The sequence below is a fragment of the Pseudovibrio denitrificans JCM 12308 genome (assembly GCF_001310815.1).
Lineage (GTDB): Bacteria > Pseudomonadota > Alphaproteobacteria > Rhizobiales > Stappiaceae > Pseudovibrio > Pseudovibrio denitrificans.
In genome coordinates, this window is record NZ_BAZK01000007.1 from 180,652 (window position 1) to 206,511 (window position 25,860).

Genomic DNA, 25,860 nt, shown 5'->3' on the forward strand with positions numbered 1-25,860 from the left:
CTGCGCGCATCTCATCCAGTTGCTGGCATGCCCCATGTGCCATGGATGAGAACAATCTCTTTCTTAGCCATCTCTTCGCCCCTCCCAGTGCAAAGTTTATCCCATCAAGCCTAGCTTATGCCCGTCCCAACAGGCAGAGCGATGCATAATAGATTCCCTATGATGGGAATTTATGCAGAAATGACGAGAAGGGTCAACAATACGTCAACTGATGCTAATGGTGCAGTCCGAGAGAATTGGCGGGTGTCGGGCATCGGTTATGGCGGGGTAAGCTGGTGCTGTTCGGCTGGTTTCAGCGTTTGTGGCGGGCTTCATTCTCTATGAAAGATAGCGAGACTTCACAGCTTCAAAAAGGAGCAGCGGGCTGGTTTTTACTGGCAACGCTTGGGGTTTCCTATGTGATTTCGGGCAGTTTTGCGGGGTGGAACTTCGGGTTCGCGGTGACAAGCTGGTTCGGCATGATGATCGCCGTGGCGTTGATGGGGCTCATGTACTTCTGCCTCGTCCTTTGCCTTGCGGAAATGTCTGCAGCCTTGCCAAGCGCTGCGGGCGGATACCGGATTTCGCGGAAGGTCATGGGTGACACCGGAGGCTTTGCGACGGCGCTAGCGGTTTTGCTGGAATACTCCATTGCACCGGCAGCTATTGTGATCTTCATCGGCCAGTATCTTGAAGCGCTGTTGGGGATCAACGGACCTGTCGTTTATGCCGTGTTCTATCTCCTGTTTATCGGAGTGCATCTGCTGGGTGTTGGAGAAGCCTTGCGTTTTATGCTGGTGGTGACGGCTTTTGCAGTGCTCGCCATAGCGATCACTCTAATCACTCTTGGACCACACTTCAGCCTAGCCAATCTGGTTGTCGCTGACAGCACTGAATCGGCACAACAAAACCTTCTCGCCTTTGATGCAGTGTCCGTTTGGGCGGCATTTCCGTTTGCGATGTGGCTGTTTCTGGCCGTGGAGGGGGTTCCGTTGGCAGCTGAGGAAGCCAATGACCCTGCCGTGGATCTGCCGCGTGGGATTATCGGGGCCATGCTCTTTCTGCTGATAAGCGCGTTTCTGATTGTGGTGTTCGTTCCCGGTGCCGCGACCTCCGAAGAGGTCGGCTACTATGGTGCCCCACTGGTGGATGCAATAAAGCATGTGCTGGGAGAGGACTCCGTTCTGGCAGATTTCGTCAACTTGGTTGGACTTGCCGGGCTGACTGCCTCCTTCTTCTCCATCATCTTTGGCTACAGTCGTCTGGTCTTTGCCATGTCTCGTGAAGGGTATCTGCCACGCTTCATGTCAGCGATCAGCTCGCGAAAAGTGCCTCACTGGGCGCTGATCATTCCCGGCGTAATCGGGTTTATTTGCTCGCTGACGGGGAAGGGCGAACTGATGATCAACATCGCGGTCATTGGTGCGACGCTCTCTTATGCGCTGCAAAGTATCAGCTATATTTTGCTGAAGCGAAATCATGCTGATTTACATCGGCCTTACAACGCACCGGGCGGACAGAGGACGGCCTATGTCACGCTGGCACTCTCACTCTTGGCGCTCACTTCCTGCTTTGCGTATGACGTAGGCGCGGCCTTGATCGCGCTGGGGCTGATGGGGCTGGGTGTCGGCTATTACGTTGTGCTGGGCAGGCGGGCTTAGTGCGGGTTATGCCGTTGGCTTGGAACCGTAGAGCTTGATGGTTTTCACCTTCCCGGAAAGCTCGTTCACGGCCTTGGTCAGCATCGCTTCCTTGGAAAGACCCAGATGCTTGGAGAGTTCATCCAGAGCGATCGGCAACTCTTCCTCAATCAACTGCTTCAACGCAGCATCCTCATAAGTCATGCGGTCGAGTATTTTCAAGTCTGTGAGCCCAGCCTGATGAGCAAGCTCAAGATAATCTGCCTCTGACACGGCGCCCGAAATGCAGGCGGAGAGAAGGTCCTGATGCAAGTGCATCCAGTCAGGCAACGCCTCTGCAATCATGTCGGAAATCATGAGATGCCCACCGGGTTTTAGCACCCGATAAACTTCCGCAAAGACGGCGGCTTTGTCGGCGGACAGGTTGATAACGCAGTTTGAGATGATCCAGTCAATGGAGACGTCTGGGAAGGGAAGGTCCTCGATTACGCCCTGATGCAACTCGATGTTCTGAAGACCATGCTTATCGCAATTGCTTCTGGCCTGCACGATCATATCTTCACTGACATCGATACCGATCACTTTGCCTGATGGCCCGGTTTTCTCTGCTGCGAGGATGAGATCGAGCCCTGCGCCAGACCCTAAATCCAGTACTGTCTCTCCCTCTTTGATTTGAGAAAATGCCAGCGGGTTGCCGCAACCAAAGCTGGAGCCTAGGAGGTCCTCGGAGATTTCTTGAGCATCGTAATCCGGCGCAAGAACCTGCTGAAAGGTGTTCCTGCCTTTCGTGTCTGCAAGCTTCTCAGCGTAAAACGCTTCGATGCTCGCGACATGAGCTGATTTTGCTTTGTGGCCGGTCATTGGCATCACCTTCCTGAAGAGGTGGTAACTCCGCTTTGGTTCGGTGCTCGGGTACTGAGCTAATCTTAGTTTGCGCAATGGGGAGCGGGCAAATGCCAAGCAATGTTAGGCAAAAGGAAGCGTTAAACGCTGATGAGATTGGCCTGGGGAATGCACTAAGCAGTTTGGGCGGGAGAGGATCGGGGGACGCGATGACATCCCCGGCTTGATAGGCTCTCTACAGCCACTTCCTTACGAAGCAGCAGCGCGTGTCAGTCCGCGCAATCGGAGAGTTAGGCACTCCGATCGAAGCAAAGCCTGGTAAGGAGGTGGTAGTTGCGTGAGAGTTGAACTCAAGTTCAGCATGAAAAAGGCTCGGAAAAGATTGACCATCCGCCTCCGAGCCCTCTTCAAAATCACATAACGGGAGTGGGGGGCGAGAGCCTCCCATTCCTATCTTCCTCAATATAAACCTTAAAGCTTAAGGCTTCAACCGTGGGTCTTGGCAGGCAAAATTAGCCAGTTGTCTCATCTGGCAGCAGCACTGCCATGCGTTTGGTGAACTCATCCCAGCTGCGGGTAAAGCCGATCAGGGAGTATTTCAGCGCCAGCTTTTTGCGGTCACTGGATTTTGTGACCACGATAGACATGGCTTTGCCGCGTTTGAGGAAGTTGACGATGGCCTTGTTGGCGTTGAAGGCAGCCTCGCACCCATCCGGCTGACAGGTGATCAGCTTTGCATCGAACAAGGCATCATCATCGATACCAATCTGGATTCCACTGGGAATGTGAATTCCGAGCGGCAGCTTGAGAATGGCGGCGTAAACATCCTTATCAAGTTTGCGAAACATGATGGAGTTAATGAGAGCCCCGTTGTCAAGCCGGATCTCAGCGTAGACTTCGCACAAGTCGCTGCTGCATTTGACAGACCAGTCCTCTTCATTGGAAGGCTCAGTGGTGCTGTACGCGCTTGCACCCTGAAGGAAAAAGAGAAGTGCCGCTGTCAGCAGGGTCCAGATCGGTTTCATGATCTACATCCTCGTTAGAAGGAGAAGCCCAGACCAGCGCCAGCAGTGACGTTGTTGCTGAAGTCTGTTGCCACAGATGCAGTGACAGCCATGTTTTCGGTCGGCAGGAAGGCAACCTTCAGAGCAGAAGCGCCTTTGCCTTTGAAGTGACCAAAACCGCCGGACACGGAGAAGCCATGCTTGCCGCCCTGAAGGACTGGAGCGTTTGCAATCGCAACTGCCATGGCCACACCACTGCGCAGCTCATCAACATCGTTCTCCAGTGACACAATGCGATCGGTGTTGGAGGAGATGTTCGCAGCGTTGGTTGCGATGTTGGTGGTGTTTGTCGCGATGTTCTGCTCGTTCACACCAATACGGGAGGTATTAGACGCGATATTGGTGGCGTTGGTGGCGATGTTGGTGGTGTTTGTTGCGATATGTCCTTCATTCACGCCGATGCGAGTCGTGTTGGAGGCAATGTTGCTCGTGTTTGTTGTGATGTTGGCTTTGTTCTGGTCGATGGAAGCCAGGTTGACTGCAATTGCATTTGCATTGGTTTTGATGTCGTCAACGTTGGTTTGGATGTTAGTTGCATTCAGCTCGTGTGCAGCTTTGTTTGAAGCTATTGCGGTTTTGTTGGTTGCAATATCGCTCAGGTTTGTGCTGATTGCAGACGCATTTGCATTGATACGCAGCTTCTCTGCTTCAAGTGCGCTCTGGTCAGCTTTGCCGTTGATCTTTGTTGTAAGTGCATCGCTCAGATCCGACTCATCAACTTTGGCGTTGATTTTGAGCTGAAGAGCGCTGCTGAGGTCGGATTCATTAATATCACTTATAGTTGCAGTGATGCCGGTTGCTGTGCCGGTCTGGCCAGTAGTTGTTGAACCGCTTGCAGAGCCACTGGTGACGGAGCCACCGGTGGTGGTTACAGTACCGTCAGATACAGTGATATTAGCGGCGTGAGCGGTGCTCATGCCTGCGATGAGGGCCACGGCAGCAGCGGAAAGCTTCAATGCGTTCATCTTCTTATGTCCTTTCAGATGGGTGTAGCTCGCGTGCGCGTCACCCGTTCTAAATTCTGTCAGGCACGGCGTGTCGCTTGCCGGTCTGAACTGAAGACGAGTTTATTAGTTCCGCAAAATCAACGACTTGCAGATAGGGAATGTTCTAATATTCTCGATTTCCCAGAAGCATATGGTGCTAGTATTTTACCGGAGTGTCAAAAAGCACTTGCGTGAAACTGGGGAGATTACCTAGGGATATGGAACGTAACCCTAGGGTGAAATTATCAAGAAAAATTCAGGCGGATCTTGCAAAGGTTAATGTTTGTAAACATTCGCAAAATGGCTGGAAATGAGGTGACTCTGGGGTATTTTTCAGAAAATTCTGAGATGAGTGACTTTCTTATAATTTTAATTGATAAAATATGGGAATAGGTGTGGACAAGAAAAACCCCGCGGTTTCAAACCGCAGGGTTCTTGGATCTGAGCTGGTGACAGGCCCCGGATATCGCCACGTGCACTTGCACTTCACGCTTTGATGTCCAGTTCTGTTGCCAGAGCTGTTTGAGGTGTTTGACCGTAACCAATCAAACAACCGTGCTCTTAGTGACCTTCTTTCAGCAGGCTCAGATCAGGTAGCTTGTGTGCGATGCCTTTGTGGCAGTCGATACAGGTCTTCTCGCCAGTCACGAGGAATTTCTCGTGCTGTTCAGAAGCCCTCACACTCTGACGTGTAAAGTCCATGGACTCTTCACTGTGACAGTTACGGCACTCGAGGGAGTCGTTTGCTTTGAAGCGAGCCCACTCGTGGCTTGCCAGCTCAAGACGCTTGCTCTCGAATTTCTCTGGCGTGCTGATTGTGCCAAAGATTTTGCCGTAAACTTCCTTGGATGCCTGAATCTTACGGGCAACCTTGGATGTCCAGTTGTGAGGCACGTGACAATCAGGGCAAGTCGCACGCACACCAGACCGGTTGGTATAGTGAATGGTGGTCTTGAGTTCCTGATAGACAGTGTTTTCCATCTCGTGACAACCAATACAGAATTCTTCTGTGTTGGTGACCTCCAGGGCGGTGTTGAAACCACCCCAGAAGATGATGCCGGCGACAAACCCGCCAAGTGTCAGAAAGCCAAGGCTGTAATGGACACTAGGTTTGCTGATGATCTGCCAGAACCGTTTGATAATTGAAATCATGCCTGGCGCTCCTACTTCTTAGCTTCGCCTTTGAGCACTTCATCAACGTCAACGAATGTGTTCTCAACCAAAGGCTTGGATTCGGTCTGAGGTACGTGACACTGGGTGCAGAAGAAGCGGCGAGGGGATACAGACGCCAGGAACTGGTTATCACGGTTCATGAAGTGCGTGATAGAGATCATTGGAGCCTGAGACTGCCAATCGCTTTACGGCTGTGGCAGGTCATGCATTTGTTCAGACGCTTATCGATCTGGTAGCCGTCGATCTTGTGCGGGATCAAAGGTGGCTGCTCAGGGTAGTTACGCACCTGACGTTCGTCGCTGTTCACGACTTTCGGGATACGCGGTGCGGCATCCTGAGTCAGGATGTCCGCGTTGCGCAGTTCGTTGATGGAGTCAGCTGCGAAAGAGCTTGCTCCACCGAGGACTGAAAGTGCAAAGAGGCTTGCTACAACAAGTTTCAGAAGTTTCATGGCGTACCTCACACGGCTACGATCTTGACCGCGCACTTCTTGAAGTCGGTCTGTTTAGAAAGTGGATCGGTTGCATCCAGAGTCACCTTGTTGATGAGCTGGCTTGCATCGAAGAACGGTACAAACACGAGGCCTTTTGGCGGCTTGTTACGGCCACGGGTCTCAATGCGGGTGGTGATTTCGCCACGACGGGAGATCACGCGCACTTCAGAACCACGGCGCAGGCCTTTTGCTTTTGCATCATCCGGGTGCATGTAGCACAGAGCGTCTGGAACAGCTTTGTAAAGCTCAGGTACGCGCTGGGTCATGGTGCCGGTGTGCCAGTGTTCGATCACACGACCGGTGCAGAGCCAGAAATCGTACTCTTCATCAGGCATTTCCGGTGGTGCTTCGTAAGGCAGTGCGAAGATGCGAGCCTTACCGTCTTTATGACCGTAGAACTCGTAGCCTTTGCCCTTGCCAACGTACGGGTCAGAACCTTCGCGGAAGCGCCACTGGGTTTCTTTGCCGTTTACGACAGGCCAGCGCAGACCGCGCTCCTGATGGTATGTGTCGAAGTCTGCCAGATCGTGCGCTTTGCCGCGACCGAATGTGGCGTATTCTTCGAACAGGCCTTTCTGAATGTAGAAACCGAAGTCTTTTGCTTCCTGGTTCTCGTAATCAGGGTTCAGCTGAGACACTGGGAACTTGTCAACCTGACCGTTTGCGAACAGGACGTCGAACAGTGTTTTACCGCGGTATTCTGGTGCTTTTTCAAGCAGTTCTTCTGGCCATACGTCTTCAACTTTGAAGCGCTTGGAGAATTCAACGGTCTGCCAAAGGTCAGACTTTGCTTCACCTGGTGCGTTTACCAGCTGGTTCCAGAACTGGGTACGACGCTCAGCGTTACCGTATGCACCTTCTTTTTCCACCCACATAGCGGTTGGGAGGATCAAGTCAGCTGCCATTGCAGAAACGGTTGGGTATGGATCAGAAACCACGACGAAGTTTTCTGGGTTTCTCCAACCTGGGTAGATTTCTTCTACAACGTTCGGGCCAGCCTGCATGTTGTTGGTGACCTGGGTCCAGTAGAAGTTCAGCTTGCCGTCTTTAAGCATACGGGACTGCAGAACAGCGTGGTAACCAGGCTTTGCAGGAATAGTACCTTCTGGCAGTTTCCAGATTTTCTCTGCAATTTCACGATGTTTAGGGTTCTTCACAACCATGTCTGCTGGCAGACGGTGTGCGAAGGTACCAACTTCACGTGCAGTGCCACAAGCGGATGGCTGACCAGTCAGAGAGAATGGACCGCAACCTGGCTTGGAGATTTTTCCGGTGAGCAGGTGGATGTTGTAGAACATCTGGTTGACCCAAACACCGCGTGTGTGCTGGTTCGCACCCATGGTCCAGAGGGACATAACCTTCTTGTTTGGATCAGCGTAAAGCTTCGCCAGTTCCAGCAAGCGGCTTGCAGGAACACCAGACATCTTCTCAGCGTATTCGAGAGTGTATGGCTTAACGAACTCAGCATACTCTTCGAAGGAGATCTCTTTAGAACCGCCTGCTTTGTCTGCGTTTTTCGCAGCTTTCTGCAGCGGGTGCTCTGGGCGCAGACCGTAACCGATGTCCTGATTGCCAAGACGGAAGTTGGTGTGCTTGCTGACGAAGTCCATGTCCACGGCTTCGTTCTCGATGATGTAATTTGCGATGAAGTTCGCAATCACGAGATCGGTCTGTGGAGTGAAGACCATTGGGATGTCAGCAAGGTCGAAGCTGCGGTGTTCGTAGGTGGACAGAACAGCAACTTTAACATCCGGGTTGGACAGACGACGGTCAGTCAGACGGGTCCACAGAACCGGGTGCATTTCTGCCATGTTGGAACCCCAGAGCACGAATGCGTCTGCGTTCTCAAAGTCGTCATAGCAGCCCATTGGCTCATCGATGCCGAAGGTACGCATGAATGCGCCCACAGCAGAAGCCATGCAGTGACGTGCGTTCGGGTCAATGGTGTTGGAGCGGAAGCCGGCTTTCCAGAGCTTTGCAGCTGCGTAGCCTTCCCAAACAGTCCACTGGCCTGAGCCGAACATGCCTACAGAGTAAGGGCCGTTCTTTTTGATCGCTTCTTTGGCTTTGTCAGCATGATGTCGAAAGCTTCATCCCAGGATACTGGTGTGAACTCGCCTTCTTTGTTGTACTTGCCGTCTTTCTTACGCAGCAGTGGCTGCTCAAGACGGTCCTTGCCGTACATGATCTTGGAAAGGAAGTAACCTTTTACGCAGTTCAGACCGCGGTTAACCGGGCTCTTCGCGTCACCATGTGTTGCAACAACGCGGCCGCCTTTGGTTGCCACCATGATGGAACAACCGGTGCCGCAGAAACGACAAGCAGCTTTAGACCATTTCAGGTCGGTTTTGCTGGAGTCGGTAACAAGGTTAGACGCTTGTGCCGGAAGGCTTGCCCCGGCCGCGGCTGCTGCAGCTGCAACGGCCTGCGCTTGATGACAGCGCGTCTTGTTAGTTTAATCATGAGCAAGTCCCCTCGGGTTGAATGTCACCCTGATCAGAAATCACAATTGAATTGAGGTCGGTGGTGTCGGTCTGATGGAAAATGAGTGATGCGGTGATCACGTGATCCATTTTCTGGATCTCGGTCAGCGCATTGGCGATGTCGCGCTCGCTCGTGGTTTCCAACGTCACGATAATCTTTTCGGTGTCAGGCACATCCGCGATCTCAGCAGAAGGCATCTGTTCGATGGCCGCGCAAACCTGGTCCCGCTTTTCCGGGATTGCCTGGATCAGCACACTGGAAATGTGCCAGACCCCGGCAGGTTCTTCGCGCTCAACGGCTGTTGCATTACGCATTTGCTAAGCTTTCCTGGCTCGTGTTGCTTTGGTCGTTCAAACTGATGGCATCCACTGGGCAGGCAACGAGGCAAGCGCCGCAACCGCTGCACTGGTCTGCGTCCAGTTGGATCTGTCCTGCTGGTGGTGTGCGCAGGTCAAACCGGAGAGCTCTTGGGTCACAGCAGTCAGTGCAGGTCCGGCAGGAAACGCCTTTCTGCAGCAAGCAGGCCTCTTGCTTTAAGTCTGCTGTAAGTCTCCAGGGTGCTTCTGAAAGGTCGAAGAGACCGTCTTCAGGGCACGCTTTTGCGCACTCTTCACAAAATGTGCATTCGCCAACACCAGGTTTCAGAAATGGCCGGTTATCATCGCTGAATAGAATGCCTTCCGGGCAGGCTTTGACGCATTCAAAGCAACCGGTGCATTTGTCTTCAATCCGCTGTTCGCTTGTCCATGGCGGACGAAACGGGTTCGCCACTTCTGGTTTAGCGCTTAGACGGGTAAAGAATGCTCTGCGAGAAAGGTTGGCCACTGTCACCTCTTAGAATGATGGTGGGCCAAGCAGGATCTGCGACATCCAGATAAGGAAACCATATCCGGCAACCGCTGCAGTCATCAGAACTGGAGCCAGGACAACCGCCAGCAACAGGAATGCTGTGCGCTCGCGACCTTTGCTCACTTCTGGAGTGGTAGTCTGGGTGTTTTGGCTTATGCCAGCCATTTGCGTACTCCGGTCTAACAGCTGCTTTTGGCAGCTATTGATTGGAGCAGACACCGTTACGTTATACGTGCCCGCTCGTACGCGCAGGAACCTAGAGGAATTAGAAAAAGTACAAATTGAGTGCAATCAATTTTGAATTAGTAGATTTTTTCTCTTTGATATTTCGCAATATATAAGTGCATGATGCATTTCTAATATATAATCTATATTAGCATATTCAAATATAGTGAAGTTTAACCTTTGAGAAATCGCTAATATATACTTAGCGGCGAAATTCTGCGGATTCACAGTGGGTTAAATAGCAGATTTCGCAAGGTAAGTCCTTAACAAAAAACGGCCTCCGCTAGGGGAGGCCGTATCGTAAGGTTCATTTAAGCTTTTTCTAGAGGGAAACCCTCAGGTTTTATATCTCCGTTATTCTTTGGGGATTTTTCTAAAATCGCCTGCTTTTCCTCAGCCTCACGGGCTTCTTTTCGCTCCATTTGCGCATATTCCAATGCGTTATCGCGTTTGCCGAAGAAAAAGACGCGAATATCTTCTGCTATGGCGACAAGTACTGGAATCAGGATCAAAGTAATAAGCGTCCCGAAAATCTCCCCATAAGCAAGGGAGACCGCAGCCGGGATCAGGTACATGGCCTGCTCGGAGGTTTCGCTCATCAGCGGCATCAGACCAGCGACAGTTGTCGCCGTTGTCAGGAAGATTGCCTGGAAGCGATCCATGCCGCTGCGCTCCGTCGCCTCGATGTGCTCGACACCCTCCTCACGCAGATGAAGGTAGTGAGTGACCATGACGAGGGAGTCGTTGACGATCACACCGATCAGTGCCAACAAGCCGAAGATAGACATCATGCTGAACGGGATGCCGATGATGGCGTGGCCCAATATGGCCCCGACAACACCAAATGGTACCACGGACATAATGATCAGCGGCTTGAAGTAGGACTTCAGCGGGATCGCCAACAGCACAAAGATGAGGAAACAGGTGATGATCAGGCGCGGTTCATGTTGCCTTTCACTTCACCCATTTCCTCCAGTTCGCCACCCTGCTTAATTTTCACGCCGGGATACTTCTGTTGTAGTTGGGGCACAACGGAGGTGAAGATATCCTGACCGAGCTCGGCAGGAGCAACGATCTGTTTGTTGATGTCAGCTTCGATAGTGGCGACCTGATCGCCGTTTCTGCGGTACACGAACCCAGGCACGTATCGTGCCTCGATGTTGGCGACAGATTGCAGAGTGACCCAATCCCCGTTTGCACTGCGCAAGCGGGATTGCAGCAGATCCTCAATGGCATCACGTGCATCCAGCGTGTTGCGGACAATGACGCGAACCTCTGAGTTGCCACGCTGGATGCGCTGTGCCTCACCACCGCCAAACTGGTTGGAGACCTGACTGGCGAGCCGCTCAGCGGTAAAGCCGAGATGGCGTGCTTCAGGTTTCACTGTCAGGCGCAGTTCTGGCTGGCCTGCCTTAAAGGTGTCGCGCAGATTGCTGACACCGGCACGTTGGCCAAGCTGTTCCATCAGCTCCGCGCTTGCTAGCTTCAGTTGCTCTGCGTCTTCGCCAAACAGACGGATCTTGAAACCGCCACCGATCTCTTCAAAGCCCGAGAAGGTGAGTTTGGAAACACCTTCCAAAGTACCGGTGCGGTCCTGCCATTCACGCAGAATATCCGCTGTCTTAGCTTCTCCGCGTTCTTCCAGAGGGCGAAGCTCTGCGTAGATGGTCGCATTGGTGCTGTCTGAAACAATGCGGAAGATGTTCTGAATGACGCCACCCACGTCCGGCTGTTTCTCGGCGTACTGCCGATCAACCGCATGGGCCATGTCTTCGATGAGCGTGATGTTGCTCTGTGCCAGGTTGAACGGAGCCCGCGGATCCATCTCCATGTTCACCACGATGTATTGCCCCGGAATTTCCGGAAAGAACACTGAATGGATCTTACCCTTCCACATCAACCCGAACACGAGCGCCGCCACAGCAATGAAGCCGACCAGAACAGCATAACGCTGACGGATCGCCCATTTGAGGGTTGGAAAGTAGATGGTGTCACGGAACCAGAACAAACCACCACGCGCCACGCCTTGCACCTTGCCCCAGGACCGGGAGAAGATGTTCTGCTTCTTCTCATCCAACGAGATGTAAGCAAGGTGTGCTGGCAGAATGAACTTACTCTCAAACAACGAGAACAGCAGCGCCAGAATAACAATGCCGGAGAAGCTGCCAAGGATCTTGCCAAGCTCACTCTTCATCAGCAGCATCGGGAAGAAGGCCGCCGTCGTTGTCAGCACACCGAAGATGGTGGCCACAGCGACTTTATGGACGCCCGCAGCCGTTCCCTTCAACGGGTTCGCATAACGCTTGCGTTGTTCAAAGACACTTTCCCCCACGACCACGGCATCATCCACGAGGATACCGAGGGCAATGATGAGGCCGAACGTGGTGATGTCGTTGAGCGAGTAGTCGATCCATCCCGTGGTGGCCACAGCAAACGCACCAGCCAGCGAGATCGGGATCCCCATCGCAACCCAGAAGGCCAGCTTCATGTTGAGGAACAGCGATAGCATCAGCAGCACAAGCGCCAGACCCTGCAGGGCGTTGGAGCTGAGAAGGCTGAGACGATCCTCAATGTAATCACTGGAGTTGCCCCAGACATCCACCTTTACACCGCTTGGCAGTGTGCTGCGGAAGTCCGCGATGATGCTCTTCACATCCTCAGAGACATTAATAAGGTTGTCTTTGCGGCCAATCAGAACTTCCAGCCCGACAGACTCTTTGCCGTTGAAGCGGGCTTCCATATCAATGTCAGCGAACGCATCTTCTACAGTGGCGATATCGCCCAGAGTTGTCGTCGTGCCATCGTCCCACTCGATGACCGGAATGCGCTCGAAGTCGGCTTTATAATAGGCCTGACTGTCAGCGCGCAAAGAGATGTACCCGCCCTCGGTCTTCAGCGTACCACCTGGGAAATAGAGCGATGAGGCACGGATGCGGTTCATCACCTGCTCAGGCGTCAGGTTCAGGCGCTCAAGCGTGTACGGCTCCAGCCCGATCTTGATCTGCTCGGTCTGCAGGCCCCACTGTTTCAGGCGCGACACTTCCGGGCTGGCCAGCAACTTATTGCGCAGTTGGCGTGCAATGCGCTGCAAGGTTTTGAAATCAGCATCCCCATAGACCTGCACGAACATGGCAGGCATATCCATGCTCTCTTTTTCAATAACAGGCCGCTCTGCTTTCTTCGGCAGATTGTAGATGCCATCTACTTTGAGGCGGATGTCATCCAGAAGCGTGCTGAGTTTGGTGTCACTGGTCTTCTTAACAGAGACAGTTGAGAGCCCCGGCTGCGAGAGTGAGCTGATGTGTTTGACACCCGCCAACCCTTCAAGCGCCTTCTCCACCTTGCGCGTGATCTGCTTATCAACCTGCTCGGTGTAGCCATTTGGTAGAACGGTGGTGATCGTTACTGTGTCCGCTGGTAGCTTGGGGAAGCCCTCGATGCGGATGTTCATAAGAGAGGACACCCCGACAAGTAAGATGAACGCCATTATGAGATTGGCAGCGACCGGATTTCGGATGAACCAGTTTGTGAGCCACGTCATGGGTTAGTGCCCCGCTGGTGTTGGGGCAACATGCTGACCCGGCAGGAATGCGGCCATTGGCAACTGAACAACGCGTTTTTCACCTAAATCGCGCAAAACTTCGGGCATATGAACGATGATGTCTGTGTCATCGCGGAAGATGACGTCGGCCTCAAAACGCTGCAGTTCGTCTTTGTTGTTCAGGAACCAGATGAAGCCTTCCTGTGTCAGCGCCGTTGCTGGCAGCTTCAGGCTGTCTTGAACGGTTCGGCTTTGCAGTTCCACGGTGACGAACTCACCCGGCAGAATGGAGGTTTCAGGCGTGTTGACCACTTCCAGAAACAGCTGATACCTGCGGGATTTTGGGTCAAGGAACCCACCGCCGCGTTGGATTTTAGCGAGGCCAACCATTTCCTTGCTGGAGTTATAGATCTTGGCCGGAAACTCCCTCCACGCTTTCTCCAGCAGGTCCCACTGGTCTTTATCCAGCGAAACGGTGATGTCCAACTGCTCTGCGTCGAGCAGAGTAAAGAGCGTATCACCCACCGAGATACTTTGGCCGATGCTGACATGGCGCTTGGTCACAAAACCGCTAAACGGGGCTTTGATGGTGGTCGCGTTCACATCGTACTGAGCGACTTTCACCTTCTGAACCGCAGCTTCCAGCGCTTTTTCGGCAACGCGCAACTCCGGAATATGCACGGCCATCTCCGGCGGCTCTTCCTGTGGGTTCACAGCGCGCCAGTTTTTCAGCGCAAGAATGTGCTTGTTCTGCTTTTTCTTCAGATTGAACTCAGCGGTGGACTGCTGGTATCTGGCGTCTTCCAGCTGTGCTTCATAAGTGTGCTTTTCCAACTCTGCCATGGCTTCGCCTTTGGCAACCTGCTTGCCCTCCAGTGCTTGGGGAGCAACTGTGAGCAATTTGCCGGAGACCTGCGCTTTCAGATCAGCAGTCCAGCGCGGGCGAACTTCTGCGAAAACAGAGATATGGCCGGTGTTGTCGTTTGCCTGTGCGGTCACATAGCTGACAACCGGCAGCGCAACTTCTTTTTCTTCAATGTCGACATCACTTGTGTCTTCGAGCGAAAGAACATAGGTACCAACAGCTCCCAGCAGCACCAGTGCTGCTGACAACCACACAATCCGCTTGGACATTCAGTGCTCCTGAGCAATAGGTTAAATGAGGCAGATTTCAGAGTTTGTTGAAGGCCTATGAAATGACCGGTTATCGCTGAGTGAACGCCTCGTGATCACACAGATCTTGATTTATGAGACGAGTGTGTATCATAATGTTTGTATGTGAGACAAGTATGTCTCATAAAATGAGGGTAAAAATGTTGTTGCGTGATAAAAGGGCTGTTAAGTCCCGCAGTGCCCTGATTGAAGCCGGACTGGCAGAACTGCCTGTAAATCCAACGGCTTCTCTCACGGAAATAGCGGAGATTGCCGGAATTGGCCGTGCCACGCTTTACAGACACTTTGCTTCTCGTGAAGCGCTGGTTGAGGAAATTCTGGCGGTCAGCTTTGATGATTTGGTCAACGCGTTGATGCCGATGGAGAACGAAAACCTTCGCGGCAAAAAAGCCATGCTGCGTGCTGTGGAACTGATGATGCCGCTGGCCAACAAGCTGCGATTCCTATCAACCTTCTGGGTGGAAGGGGAACGTGTCCTGAGCAAAGATCCCCGTTATGCGATGATGGAAAATGAGACAATCCTGGCCATTGAGCAAGCCAAGCAAGATGGTGACATCCGCAATGACATGCCGACGCGGTGGGTGATGAACACTTACGATATGCTCATCTTTACTGCGTGGGATATGAACGCCAGAGGAGAGGCCAGCATTGAAGAAGTCACGCGGTTGCTGACAACCACGTTCTTTGAAGGGGTGAGCCCCAAGTCCTGACGGTTCAGGCGAGCCGCTTCATGCGCTCACGCATCATCAAGCCGCGCGTCTCTTTGCGGGGCGCGTTTGAATGGGCCGGTCGCAGTGGCAATCAGCTGGTTCTTCTCATCAAACAGTTCTGCCTCAGCAAACAGGGTAGACTTGCCGCCACCAACCACTTTGCCTTTGGCCACCAACCGCTTGCAAATTGCCGGGGCAATGAAGTTGACGGTGAGAGACAGCGTAACAAACGGCTGTTTCCCGGTTGGATCAACAGAGGCACTGCATGAGGCTCCGCAGGCGTTGTCCAGCAACATGGTCACAATTGCGCCGTGAACCACCCCGCTCCGGTTGGCATACTTCGCATCGATATCCAACGCACAAATTGCCTTGCCTTCTTCTGGAAACAACTCCAGCTCATACCCAATAAACCGCTGAAACTCGGTCTCGTCGCGAATGGAAATGGATTTATCGGTATTGAATGAATATGTCACAGCAGCCTAGTTCCCCTCAGGTCCTAGGCATATCAGTAGCTTACTCTCTCTCAGAAATCCATTTGACCATCCGGCTACGGCATCAGGATTTCCATGCGTTTGTGGAACTCGTTCCAGTTGCGGGTGAAACCCATGAGGGAGTAGTTGAGGGCCAACTGCTTTCTGTCGCCTGCCTTGCGTACAAGGATGGACATCTTTTCACCGCGCTTGAGGAAGTCGACGACCGTCTGGTTCGCAGTAAAGGCAGCTTCGCAGCCATCTGGATTGCAGGTGATCAGCTTCGCCTGAATAATGGCAGCCTGATCGATGCCGATGTTGATGCCACTAGGGATGTGAATGCCCAACGGCAGTTTTACAATACCAGCGTAAGTGGTGGCGTTGAGCTTGCGGAAGGCGATGTTGTTAAACAGCGTTCCGTTTTGCAGGCGGATCTCGGCATACATCTGACATTGCTGCCGGCTGCATTGCACGGACCATTCTTCTTTCGCTTGAGCGGAGGAAGGAGCGAGAAGACCCCCGCTATGGAAAACCATGGCGAAGGCGACACAGAGAAATGTGAGAAGTCGGCTCATATGCCTCTCCTGCTAAATTAGAATGAGAAACCCAGACCAGCACCGGCTGCGACGTTGTCATCAAAGTCGGTTGCGACAGAAGCGGTGATTGCCATGTTATCCATCGGCATGAACGCAGCTTTCATAGAACCTGCAGACTTGCCCTTGAAGTGGCCGAAGCCGCCTGAGAGGGAGAGGCCGTTGTAGCCGCCCTGAATGATTGGCGCATTGGCAATTGCGATCGCCATGGCGACACCTGCCTGTAGTTCATCGACATCTTCTTCCAGTGAGACGATGCGTGAGCTGTTGTTGGCGATCGCATCGCTGTTGGCTGTAATCCGCTCCGCATTGCTGTTCACCGCGGCAACAACGTTGTTGCGTGCCGTGCCGGTGAAGGTTGAGTTCAGATCAGCCAGTGAACCGACCTTTTCGTTCAGCTTGGTGACTGCAGATACCACAGTGGTGTCTGCGGGCGTTGGCGCTTGAAGGTCGCTTGGCAGTGTACTGATGTCGCCAATCTTGGCATCAACGGCGTTGAAAGAAGCCAGAATACCGTTCGCCAGGCCTTCGCCATTCGCCAGCGCCTGAGCGGTTGCGCGGCCAGATGCATTTGCACCATTTGCTGTGGTGAATACGCTGTAGTCCTCGTGCGGCTGTTGCTCGGTTGTGTAATCGCCGACAGCAGTCCCAAGTGCAGCCAGATCTGCGGCCATATCAGCCGGCAGAGCGCCACTGGTGAAGTCAGCTGCTACCGGATCTGCTGGGGCATCCATGGTGATCTTTTCACCAGCAGCTGCTTTGGCTTCCACGTGATCCAGATAGGCTTTCCATTCGGTCTTGGCTGTGGTTCCGTCTTTCAGTGCCCCTTCAATCGCACGAACGTCTTCAACTGGCGTTCCAGTTGCATTTTTCAGCGGGTCTTTCACTGCATCAGAGATCGCTGCTGGGGCTGTTGTCTGAACGGTGCCGAACAGTTTTTCAAAATCGCTGATGGTCTGAGCGTTGCTTGCGATATTCGCGGCGTTGCCGTTGATCTCGGTTGCAAAGATGCGGTCTACATTCGCACTTTCGGTAATATCGGTTTCCGTGGTCTCATCATAGGCCGTGGTAGCGTTGTCTGAAGAGCCTGTGTAAGCGGTCACCACATCGCTGCCGTCAGTGGTGATGGTAATTGTGCCCGCGTGTGCCATGCCTGCACTCGCCAATAACGCGATGAATGCACATGAGTATTTAAGATGAGTCATAGTATAAACCCTGTTTTAAACAATAGAAACTGAGTTAAATACTGCCGCCAGAACCTGTTGAGTTGGCATGCAGAAATTGTTCTGTCGCGTCAGGCGAGCAGTTAGTGGTAAGCAATTTATGTTCGTGTGAAAGAAGTCTGTGATCAGCTGACTTCATCATGTGCTTACTTATATTCTTAGGATCTGGCGAAGAATATTAGTGAAACAAAGCCAATATTATTTAGGGCTATTGTATTTAAGGAATAAGAAGCCTGAGATTTCCTGAATCTCAGTGATATCTTCTCGTGGGAAATCGACGCCTTCAAAGACTTTCTATCGTTTATGGTCCGCCTGAATCGAGGGGGTATAGCTGACAGTAGGCGACTTGGGATAACGCTGCTCAGCAAAAGCACGTGCGAGAAAATAAAAACCCCGCCTCATGGAGAGACGGGGCTTTTTGAGTGTGCGAGCGCCACATGAACATGTGCCCGATGTGGGGCCTATTATTGTTTTTGTTCGTTCTTATTGTTTTTATTTGGCTCTAAATGGCTTCACCAATGGCAAAGCCGCTTAGATTAGTCGCCCGCAGGAAAGTTTTTCTGCACGTTGTCCAGATCAAGAACGGTCGGCAGAGAGGCCTCGTTGCCGAGGAACTGAATGGCGTGTGCGGAAGCCGCACGAGCAGTTTGAAATGGTCTTCCCAAGTACCTTGAGGATCTGCCAGGTAGCCGTACACATAAGCGCCGTGGAAGGTATCACCCGCACCGTTGGTGTCGAGGACGCGCTCCTTTGGAACTTTCAGAGCAGGCAAGCGCTTGATTGGGCACTTGTCTTCGTACCACAGCAGACCTTCTTCACCCTGTGTAACACCACCCACCTTCACGCCTTTGGCACGCAGGTATTCAAGGGTGTCTTCTGGTGATTTGCCGAGCTGCTCGCAGAACAGTTCGGAGACGATCGCTACATCAATGTAGTCGAGCAGCTCTTCGGTGTTCTCACGAACGGCACCACCATCCAGAGAGGTGAGGATACCGTGCTTACGGCATAGCTTTGCGTAGTGCAGAGCCGCATGTGGGATGTGACCATCCACGTGCAATGCCTGACAGCCAGCAAGGTTCAGTTCAGGGAACGGATGCAGGAAGTCGTTGTCACGGCAGCGTACGATGGCACGTTTGCCGTCTTTTGGCATGATGAAGGAAAGGGAGCTTTCCTTCACCTTGGCACCGTGGATCGGAATGGAATACTTGGCCGCCATATCGCGGAACATGCGGGACAGCCAATCATCTGCCATGGAGCACAGCAGATCTGGGGCGATGCCCAGTTTTGCGCAGACGAAGGCTGCAGTTACAGCGTTGCCACCAAAGCTGACAGCGTAATCCTGCGCAATTGCCTTTTCATCACCTTCCGGCATGGTTTCTGACAAAAAGGTCACGTCAATATAGGACTGGCCAATAAATAGCGCTTTCATCCTGTACTCCATTAAAGTCCGGGCCACACCCCCAACGTGTGGCCGGAGAGGTCATTCTTACTGCGCCAGAGATTTACCAGCGCTGCGAAGGTCGTCAAAGGCTTCTGTCAAACGAGTGATGATGCCTTGTTCACCTTCCCGCAGCAATTTGCGCGGATCGTAGACCTTCTTATAAGGTGTGCCGGTCTCTGGGTCGATCTGGTGTTTGAACGCATTTGGCGTTTCGAACACATAAGCGCCCGCTTTTTCAGAGAATGCGAACTGAGTGTCGGTGTCGATGTTCATTTTGAACACGCCATAGCCGAGGCTTTCCGCGATTTTCTCTTTTTCAGAGCCGGAACCACCGTGGAACACGAGTGGCAGTGGGTTTTCACCCAGGTTGTGGGTTTCGCGAACCAGTTTCTGGCTTTCACGAAGAATCTCAGGGCGCAGCTTTACATTGCCTGGCTTGTAAACGCCATGCACGTTGCCGAAGGAAGCAGCCACAGAGAAGTGACCCAGTGGGTTGAGGCGGTCGTACGCTTCCAGCACATCTTCTGGCTGGGTGTACAGTTTCGGGTTGTCTGCTCCAATGTCTTCATCAGAACCAACGCCATCTTCTTCACCACCGGTGCAACCCAGTTCAATCTCAAGGCTCATCTGCAGTGGAGCCATGCGCTTCAGCAGGCGCTCACTTTCAGACAGGTTGTGTTCCAGAGTTTCCTCTGAAAGATCCAGCATGTGAGAAGTAAAGAGTGGACGGCCATTTGCACGGAAGTAGTCTTCACCGTGCGAGATAAGCGCTTCCAGCCAAGGCACCAGTTTACGGTTTGCATGGTCTGTGTGCAGAACAACGCAAACACCGTAGTGTTTTGCCAGCAGGTGCACGTGTTGGGCTGCAGATACTGCGCCAAGAACACGGGCCTGGAAGCTATCCGGCATGCCTGCACCAGCATAGAACTGTGCGCCGCCGTTTGAGAGCTGTACGATTACGTCGGATTTGTTGGCTGCCGCAGCTTCGAGCACTGCGTTGATTGAGTTGGTGCCAACTACGTTTACTGCTGGAAGAGCGTACTGCCCTTCGCGTGCTGCCTGAATGAGGGTTTTGTATTCTTCGCCAAAAATGACGCCTGGACGCAGCTTCGTCACCTTAAAGGTCTCCCGATCGCATGTTGAGTGAGTAAAAAGCGAAGCCCGGGAGGAGGGAACGCTGCAATATAACAGCTGGGAACGAGCTTCGCTTTTACTCATGTGGTTCGGTTGTTACGCACCAGCTAAAAGGGGGTATAGCTGCTGTAAGGCCCCGAATGAGGCTTGCCGAGGGTGGCGGCAAACCTTGCAGGTGAAAAACTTTTCACCGGGTGCAAAAAGATTTGAATGGAAAGTGCATCGAAACGCGTTAGAATGAAATAAGTAGGAATACGTATATGATGCAAGCGCATATCTGCGTGATTTGAGGAGATTATAACGATTTAAAATCCGCTCATATGACAAATCACAAAATGACTGAGGGGAATGTGCGGGTTAGTTGCAATATTATTTGTACCAAAGCGCTTTGGCGACACATATATCAGTATTACCTCGAGTAATAGGTATTGAACCCCATGACAGATTGTCGCCGAATATTGTGCGCTTTGGGGGAAAACCCGGGTGATTTTTCAGTTTCTCAGGCATTTTGCCGGAGCACTATAGAAAAACCACCCGAATTGACGATTAGGTCAACTTGGTGAGTCGCTTACTTTACTCGTTTGAACGACTCGTATTCTCCACGTGTTTGCAGAGATAAAGTGACAGGGCTGTTAGTTCTGTTGCGCCAGAACCATCCATGGTTGCCATCAAATGCAGCCGTGAGCTCTCCCTCATCCTGCGGCACACCACGACCTTTCACGTAGGAAATGGAGCGACCGCCGCCATCTCCATGGGTGTCGTAGTTCAAAACACTGCCGTTGGCCGTCCAGCGATACGTTGCTGTCTTGCCTGCCTTCATCACCAGTTTGATCTCAATGCCTGACCCGGCTCCAACTGAACAGTGGCCTGATCGCTTTTGATGGCAGGCGTTGGGGCTGGAGTGGGAGCCTGAACTACGGGAGTTGTTGCAACTGCCTGTACTGGGGCTGTTGGCGCGCTCTCGACGGGACGACGCGTGGTGGAAACACGTTCGCGCAGCTGTTGCTTCAGCATCACCTCAGCCAGCTTGCGCTCAATCTCATCCACGCGGCTCGTCAGCTCAGGAGAAGGTGCTGCTGCAGGTTGATTGGCAGCGGAAGGAGCAGAGGCTGTTGTCGCGGCTGCATCGGCGGCGCTTTCTTCTGCCAGCTGTGTTTTGATCTCACCCATTTCCGTCAGTCCCAGAACACGGCCCATACCCGTGGCATCTACCCCATACTCAGAGGGCAGGATCACCACGACCAGAAGAACCAGCGCGGAAAGAGCGGCGATGATGGTGGAGCGTTTCAGTTGCGCAGAGGATGGCAGCTCAGAACGCTTTGGTGGAGTTGTGTTGTACATGGAGCCTCACATTAAAAAGATAGGATGAGGCCCGTGAGCTGGTATCCAACCAACGCAAAGCCTGCAGTCATCATGGTGGTGTTCAGGGAGTAAGCGTAGCGCCAGAAAGTCTGCGTGCGCCGCCAATAGCCCATAACAATGAGAATACCGCTCAGAGCCAGCAACTGACCCAGTTCGACCCCCACATTGAAGGCCAGAAGGTTTGGCACCAGTCCATCCGGTGAGATCTCATACTCGAGGATCTTGGTGGACAGGCCAAAGCCATGAAAGAACCCGAAGATCAGTGTGGTGAGGCGGGTGTTGGGTTGGTACTTAAACCAGACCCGATAAGCGCCCATGTTGTCGAGCGCCTTATAAACCACCGAGAAGCCGATGATCGCGTCGATGATGTAGGCGTTGATGCCGATGTTGAAATAAACCCCGAGCAGCATCGTGGTGGAGTGGCCGATTGCGAACAGGCTCACATAAACGCCGATGTCCTTGGTCTTGTAGAGGAAGAACACGATCCCGAGCAGGAACAGGATGTGATCGTACCCCGTGACCATATGCTTGGCCCCCAGATACATGAAGGGGATGATGTTGATCCCGGAGATCTCTTGAATGTAGCCCTTGTCACCGGTCGCAATGCCGTGGGCTGCCGCAGGCAATGTGATTGCCAGCAGTAGAATGCAGGAAAGCAGCAGAAGACGCGTTGACGTCCACCGCTCAGCGCCTGCGCGCTGAAGATGTAAGTTCATGGAAAATCCAACTGTAGTTTATGGGATTGGTGCTACAGAAGGAAAAAACGGGGAGGGCGCTCCAGCCGGGAAGCAAGATCAAACCGCAGGCTCTTGATGGGCAAAGCAGAATGCTTGCCAACTTCAGCAGTAATAACCAGGCGTGTGAAGACAGGCTCAGCGGGGGCTTCATGAGAGTGATCAGCGGAGTTATGCCCGTGCAGGTGACCTGAGATTTGTAGGTCATCCTCAAGCATATCGTGGCTATGATCTGCATCTAAATCATGCGCGTCTGCCATCATATGTTGCTGATAGGTCGTCTGTGCCAACGCGTTCATATCATGCGACGGTGTTGAGCGACCCATGACTGAAAACACGAGCATCAAAGTGATGCACGTGAGCAGGGCAGTTCTCAGCAATGACACAAGACGAAACGGCATGCAGCAGTCGTTCAACTCTCAAACAATGAATAGCGCTGATTAGTCAGAGGACTATGGCAATACCATGGACTGAACATGAGAAAAAGACCGGAAAGTTGAGTGGCTTGGAAAACAGAGGGTGTTGCGTTAGCTTGCAGCCATTACCTCATATTTATTGCCAGCACGAAGTTATAGCGCCATGTCGAAGAATAAGAAAAACAACAGTACTGAGATCAGCAAGTTCCTTAGTTTTGTGCTGAGGCACAAACCGCAGGAAATTGGACTGCAGCTGGACCCAGAAGGGTGGGCGAGCGTTGCTGAACTCATAGAAAAGGCCAGGCCTCAGGTTGTCCTGACGCCTGAAGTGATTGAGCAGATCGTGATTGAAAGCGATAAGCAGCGCTTTAAGCTATCCGAGGACAAAACCCGCATTCGCGCCAATCAGGGCCACTCAGTTCAGGTTGATTTGAAGCTGAAACCAGTTACTCCACCAGCAACCCTTTATCACGGCACCAAAGAGCGCAACTGGCTTCTATTTCCGAGCAAGGTTTGAAGCCTCAAGGCCGCCATCACGTACACCTTTCCCAAGATACGGAAACCGCCACCAAGGTTGGTCAACGACATGGTAAGCCTATTGTTCTGATAATCAATGCCGAGCAAATGCACCAAAAAGGTATCGAGTTTTTCCGGTCTGATAATGGCGTGTGGCTGACAGAAGCTGTTTTGCCGGAGTTTATCTCGCGATAGGAGAGCTTACTCCTCTTGGATCCCACCTTGACGAAGCCCTTCCTGATCGGGCCTATTACCTGTTCTCGTCGCGGCTCAAAGAGCGTGTGATGCAATAAGAGCGCATGGTTTAAGTGTGCCGGCAATCTTTCTCAGCAATGCAGCCGGAATCTTATGAGCAAACCGAATATCCTGATCTTTATGGTGGACCAGCTAAATGGAACCCTGTTTCCAGATGGCCCTGCCGAGTGGCTTCACACGCCGAACCTCAGAAAACTGGCGGAGCGCTCGACCCGCTTCAGGAACGCGTATACGGCCTCTCCGCTTTGTGCGCCGGGGCGGGCCTCGTTCATGTCAGGGCAGTTGCCGAGCGCGACCGGCGTTTATGATAATGCTGCTGAGTTTGTCTCATCACTGCCAACCTATGCGCATCACCTCCGCCGTGCCGGATACCAGACGTGCCTGACAGGTAAGATGCATTTTGTCGGGCCGGACCAGTTACATGGGTTTGAGGAGCGGCTGACCACTGATGTCTATCCGCCTGACTTCGGCTGGACGCCGGATTATCGCAAGCCGGGTGAGCGGATTGACTGGTGGTATCACAACATGGGTTCGGTGACGGGCGCCGGTACTGCTGAGATCACCAATCAGCTGGAGTATGATGATGAGGTCGCCTATCACGCCACGCGTAAGGTCTATGATCTGGCACGAGGCAAGGATGAACGGCCCTGGTGTCTGACCGTCTCTTTCACGCATCCGCATGATCCGTATGTAGCTCGCAAGAAGTACTGGGATCTCTATAAGGACTGTGAGCGTCTGTTGCCGCAGGTTCCGGCCATGTCTTTTGAGGAGCATGACAGCCATTCAAAGCGGATATTCGATGCAAATGACTGGCGATCCTATGACATTACCGAGGAAGACATTCGCCGGTCACGCCGGGCTTACTTCGCAAACATCTCTTATATTGATGACAAGATCGGTGAGGTGATGACCGCGCTGGAAAGCACCCGGCAGGAGGCAATCATTCTGTTCGTCTCAGACCATGGAGACATGCTGGGTGAGCGTGGGCTCTGGTTCAAAATGTCCTTCTTTGAAGGCTCTTCCCGTGTCCCCTTGATGATCTGCGCGCCGCAGATGCAACCGGGTCTGATCTCCACGCCTGTAAGTAATATCGATGTATGTCCAACCCTTTGCGATCTGGCAGGGATCAGCATGGAAGAGGTGATGCCGTGGACGACTGGAGAAACTCTGGTTGGGCTCGGCCAGGGGAAACCGCGGACCTCCCCTGTCGCTATGGAGTATGCAGCTGAAGCGTCTTATGCGCCTATGGTTTCTCTGCGCGAAGATCGCTGGAAGTTCAACAAATGCCTGCTGGATGAAGACCAGTTGTTTGATCTGGAGACCGACCCGCACGAACTGCACAATCTAGCACAAGATCCTGAATACCAAGAGATTGCGGAATCGTTCCGGAAGAAGATCGCAGAGCGCTGGGATCTGAAACGCTTCGACGCCGATGTCCGCGCCAGTCAGGCCCGCCGATGGGTGGTCTACGAGGCTCTGCGCGAAGGTGGCTATTACCCGTGGGACTACCAACCCCTCCAAAAAGCCTCCGAACGCTACATGCGCAACCATATGGATCTGAACATACTGGAAGAAACACAACGATTCCCACGTGGGGAGTAGGCGAAGACGTTAGTCTTGTGCAAACATCCCCTTCAGCACCTCACTGACACGTTGGAAGTCCGGGTCCAAATCTGTTTCCAGTGGGGCGATGGTGAAGTAGGTGCCTTTGCGTTTGTGGAAGCCGAAGGGTGTCCAGAGGCGGTTGTTTTTTAGGGCTTCTGTCACAAGAGGGCGCGGGGCAATGGTAGGACCGAGGCCAGCTTCTGCACCTTGAAGGACGAGGTACATCTCGTCGAAGTACGTTGTGTTGGCCGCAGGTGCGAGCGTTGTGCTGCTCTCAGCCACCCAGCTCTCCCAGATGTGGGGACGATCTTTTGGGATCAAGCAGTTGTAGTTGGTGAGTGTTGCGGCTGGGTTCGCGATTTCCGGTGAAAGCAGTAGCGGAGAGATCACCAATCCAAACTCTTCATCGGCCAACTTGAATACTGTATTCGGTACATCCGGCAGCTCTTCAACGCGCAGGCTGAGGGAGTAGGAGGCGTCCACTATGCCGCGGTGGGTGTCATCAGCCACAAACTGTAAGGGTCTGTCTCCGATTACCGCCTGAATGAGATGTGCGTTTGGAATGATCACGCGCAGCAAGCTCGTGGACGGGGCTGCCAGCACGAAGGGCTTGCTTGAAAGGTCGTGAGAAAAGCTCTGCTCTGCCTGGCGTAACAGCGCAAATGCACTACGGGTTTCCTGAAACAGCTTTTCTCCAGCCGGTGTTGGCAAATTTCTGCGAGAGACACGGGTGAACAACTTAGCGCCTAACTCTGTTTCCAGAGTCTTGATATGTTTGCTGATGGCACCCTCCGTCACACACAGCTCATCGGCTGCCGCAGCTATGTTTCCGCACCTGACCGTTGCTTCAAATGCACGGAGAGAGGGCAGGCGTCCAAGTAAATTGACTTTCCTATTGCTCAAGTCAGAATCCCAAAAATTCGATTATCAGGCATATTATAGCAGCCTAAT

The 25,860-nt window shown here is 52.8% G+C and carries 22 protein-coding genes and 4 pseudogenes; 4 read left to right on the forward strand and 22 right to left on the reverse strand.

What is annotated here, in order from left to right:
• Nucleotides 1-236: 236 nt before the first annotated feature.
• Nucleotides 237-1,640: an ethanolamine permease gene (gene eat, locus JCM12308_RS10995; protein ID WP_208978457.1), complete on the forward strand. Its 1,404-nt coding sequence runs from the start codon at nt 237-239 to the stop codon at nt 1,638-1,640.
• A gap of 6 nt (nt 1,641-1,646) precedes the next feature.
• Here the strand turns inward: eat and JCM12308_RS11000 are convergent, their stop codons facing one another.
• From JCM12308_RS11000 to JCM12308_RS11050, 12 genes and pseudogenes are all read right to left on the reverse strand, one after another.
• Nucleotides 1,647-2,480, reverse strand: a complete 834-nt coding sequence (locus JCM12308_RS11000) for a methyltransferase domain-containing protein (protein WP_054783822.1) — start codon at nt 2,478-2,480, stop codon at nt 1,647-1,649.
• A 494-nt stretch (nt 2,481-2,974) separates the two neighbouring features.
• Nucleotides 2,975-3,487 (reverse strand): invasion associated locus B family protein, encoded by a 513-nt coding sequence (locus JCM12308_RS11005; protein WP_083417324.1) that lies wholly within the window; start codon nt 3,485-3,487, stop codon nt 2,975-2,977.
• 14 nt (nt 3,488-3,501) lie between these two features.
• Entirely contained in the window at nt 3,502-4,491 is a 990-nt protein-coding gene (locus JCM12308_RS11010; RefSeq protein WP_054783737.1) for a YadA-like family protein, read from the reverse strand.
• 582 nt (nt 4,492-5,073) lie between these two features.
• The gene (locus tag JCM12308_RS11015) at nt 5,074-5,664 is read right to left on the reverse strand and encodes a cytochrome c3 family protein (protein WP_008549330.1); all 591 of its coding nucleotides are present in this window, start codon (nt 5,662-5,664) and stop codon (nt 5,074-5,076) included.
• 11 nt (nt 5,665-5,675) lie between these two features.
• A pseudogene (locus JCM12308_RS11020) lies at nt 5,676-6,136 on the reverse strand (nitrate reductase cytochrome c-type subunit).
• A gap of 8 nt (nt 6,137-6,144) precedes the next feature.
• A pseudogene (gene napA, locus JCM12308_RS11025) lies at nt 6,145-8,641 on the reverse strand (nitrate reductase catalytic subunit NapA).
• Nucleotides 8,638-8,976 (reverse strand): chaperone NapD, encoded by a 339-nt coding sequence (locus tag JCM12308_RS11030; RefSeq protein WP_008549174.1) that lies wholly within the window; start codon nt 8,974-8,976, stop codon nt 8,638-8,640. The pseudogene napA and the gene JCM12308_RS11030 overlap by 4 nt, the downstream one beginning before the upstream one ends.
• Entirely contained in the window at nt 8,969-9,487 is a 519-nt protein-coding gene (locus tag JCM12308_RS11035) for a ferredoxin-type protein NapF (RefSeq protein ID WP_008549417.1), read from the reverse strand. The genes JCM12308_RS11030 and JCM12308_RS11035 overlap by 8 nt, the downstream gene beginning before the upstream one ends.
• A 9-nt stretch (nt 9,488-9,496) precedes the next feature.
• The gene (locus tag JCM12308_RS11040) at nt 9,497-9,676 is read right to left on the reverse strand and encodes a periplasmic nitrate reductase, NapE protein (protein WP_054783738.1); all 180 of its coding nucleotides are present in this window, start codon (nt 9,674-9,676) and stop codon (nt 9,497-9,499) included.
• 371 nt (nt 9,677-10,047) lie between these two features.
• Nucleotides 10,048-10,644 (reverse strand): efflux RND transporter permease subunit, encoded by a 597-nt coding sequence (locus tag JCM12308_RS32230; protein WP_208978458.1) that lies wholly within the window; start codon nt 10,642-10,644, stop codon nt 10,048-10,050.
• Nucleotides 10,645-10,667: 23 nt separating this feature from the next.
• Entirely contained in the window at nt 10,668-13,277 is a 2,610-nt protein-coding gene (locus tag JCM12308_RS11045) for an efflux RND transporter permease subunit (protein ID WP_208978459.1), read from the reverse strand.
• 3 nt (nt 13,278-13,280) lie between these two features.
• The gene (locus JCM12308_RS11050) at nt 13,281-14,411 is read right to left on the reverse strand and encodes an efflux RND transporter periplasmic adaptor subunit (RefSeq protein ID WP_054783739.1); all 1,131 of its coding nucleotides are present in this window, start codon (nt 14,409-14,411) and stop codon (nt 13,281-13,283) included.
• A gap of 179 nt (nt 14,412-14,590) precedes the next feature.
• Between JCM12308_RS11050 and JCM12308_RS11055 the strand changes: the two genes are divergently transcribed.
• Nucleotides 14,591-15,160: a TetR/AcrR family transcriptional regulator gene (locus JCM12308_RS11055; protein ID WP_054783740.1), complete on the forward strand. Its 570-nt coding sequence runs from the start codon at nt 14,591-14,593 to the stop codon at nt 15,158-15,160.
• 26 nt (nt 15,161-15,186) lie between these two features.
• Here JCM12308_RS11055 and JCM12308_RS11060 read toward each other — a convergent pair whose 3' ends face one another.
• From JCM12308_RS11060 to JCM12308_RS11095, 9 genes and pseudogenes are all read right to left on the reverse strand, one after another.
• Entirely contained in the window at nt 15,187-15,633 is a 447-nt protein-coding gene (locus JCM12308_RS11060) for a PaaI family thioesterase (protein ID WP_054783741.1), read from the reverse strand.
• Between the two features lie 74 nt (nt 15,634-15,707).
• On the reverse strand, nt 15,708-16,205 hold the full coding sequence (locus tag JCM12308_RS11065) for an invasion associated locus B family protein (RefSeq protein WP_208609194.1): 498 nt from the start codon (nt 16,203-16,205) through the stop codon (nt 15,708-15,710).
• A 17-nt stretch (nt 16,206-16,222) separates the two neighbouring features.
• Nucleotides 16,223-17,428 (reverse strand): YadA C-terminal domain-containing protein, encoded by a 1,206-nt coding sequence (locus tag JCM12308_RS11070; protein WP_054783742.1) that lies wholly within the window; start codon nt 17,426-17,428, stop codon nt 16,223-16,225.
• A 554-nt stretch (nt 17,429-17,982) separates the two neighbouring features.
• A pseudogene (locus JCM12308_RS11075) lies at nt 17,983-18,875 on the reverse strand (sugar kinase).
• 57 nt (nt 18,876-18,932) lie between these two features.
• The gene (fbaA, locus tag JCM12308_RS11080) at nt 18,933-20,003 is read right to left on the reverse strand and encodes a class II fructose-bisphosphate aldolase (protein WP_008549066.1); all 1,071 of its coding nucleotides are present in this window, start codon (nt 20,001-20,003) and stop codon (nt 18,933-18,935) included.
• 586 nt (nt 20,004-20,589) lie between these two features.
• Nucleotides 20,590-20,841 (reverse strand): hypothetical protein, encoded by a 252-nt coding sequence (locus tag JCM12308_RS32755; protein WP_306303335.1) that lies wholly within the window; start codon nt 20,839-20,841, stop codon nt 20,590-20,592.
• Nucleotides 20,841-21,362: a hypothetical protein gene (locus tag JCM12308_RS11085; protein ID WP_306303336.1), complete on the reverse strand. Its 522-nt coding sequence runs from the start codon at nt 21,360-21,362 to the stop codon at nt 20,841-20,843. The genes JCM12308_RS32755 and JCM12308_RS11085 overlap by 1 nt, the downstream gene beginning before the upstream one ends.
• Nucleotides 21,363-21,373: 11 nt before the next feature.
• A complete protein-coding gene (locus tag JCM12308_RS11090; protein WP_054783743.1) occupies nt 21,374-22,099 on the reverse strand; it encodes a HupE/UreJ family protein in 726 nt (241 codons plus the stop codon).
• Between the two features lie 32 nt (nt 22,100-22,131).
• Entirely contained in the window at nt 22,132-22,518 is a 387-nt protein-coding gene (locus JCM12308_RS11095; protein ID WP_208609195.1) for a hypothetical protein, read from the reverse strand.
• A gap of 178 nt (nt 22,519-22,696) precedes the next feature.
• Between JCM12308_RS11095 and JCM12308_RS11100 the strand changes: the two are divergent.
• Both JCM12308_RS11100 and betC read left to right on the forward strand, forming a co-directional pair.
• A pseudogene (locus tag JCM12308_RS11100) lies at nt 22,697-23,244 on the forward strand (RNA 2'-phosphotransferase).
• 153 nt (nt 23,245-23,397) lie between these two features.
• A complete protein-coding gene (gene betC / locus JCM12308_RS11105) occupies nt 23,398-24,906 on the forward strand; it encodes a choline-sulfatase (RefSeq protein ID WP_054783744.1) in 1,509 nt (502 codons plus the stop codon).
• Between the two features lie 9 nt (nt 24,907-24,915).
• Here betC and JCM12308_RS11110 read toward each other — a convergent pair whose 3' ends face one another.
• Nucleotides 24,916-25,812, reverse strand: coding sequence for a LysR family transcriptional regulator (locus tag JCM12308_RS11110; protein WP_054783745.1), 897 nt, complete (start codon nt 25,810-25,812; stop codon nt 24,916-24,918).
• Nucleotides 25,813-25,860 lie beyond the last annotated feature (48 nt).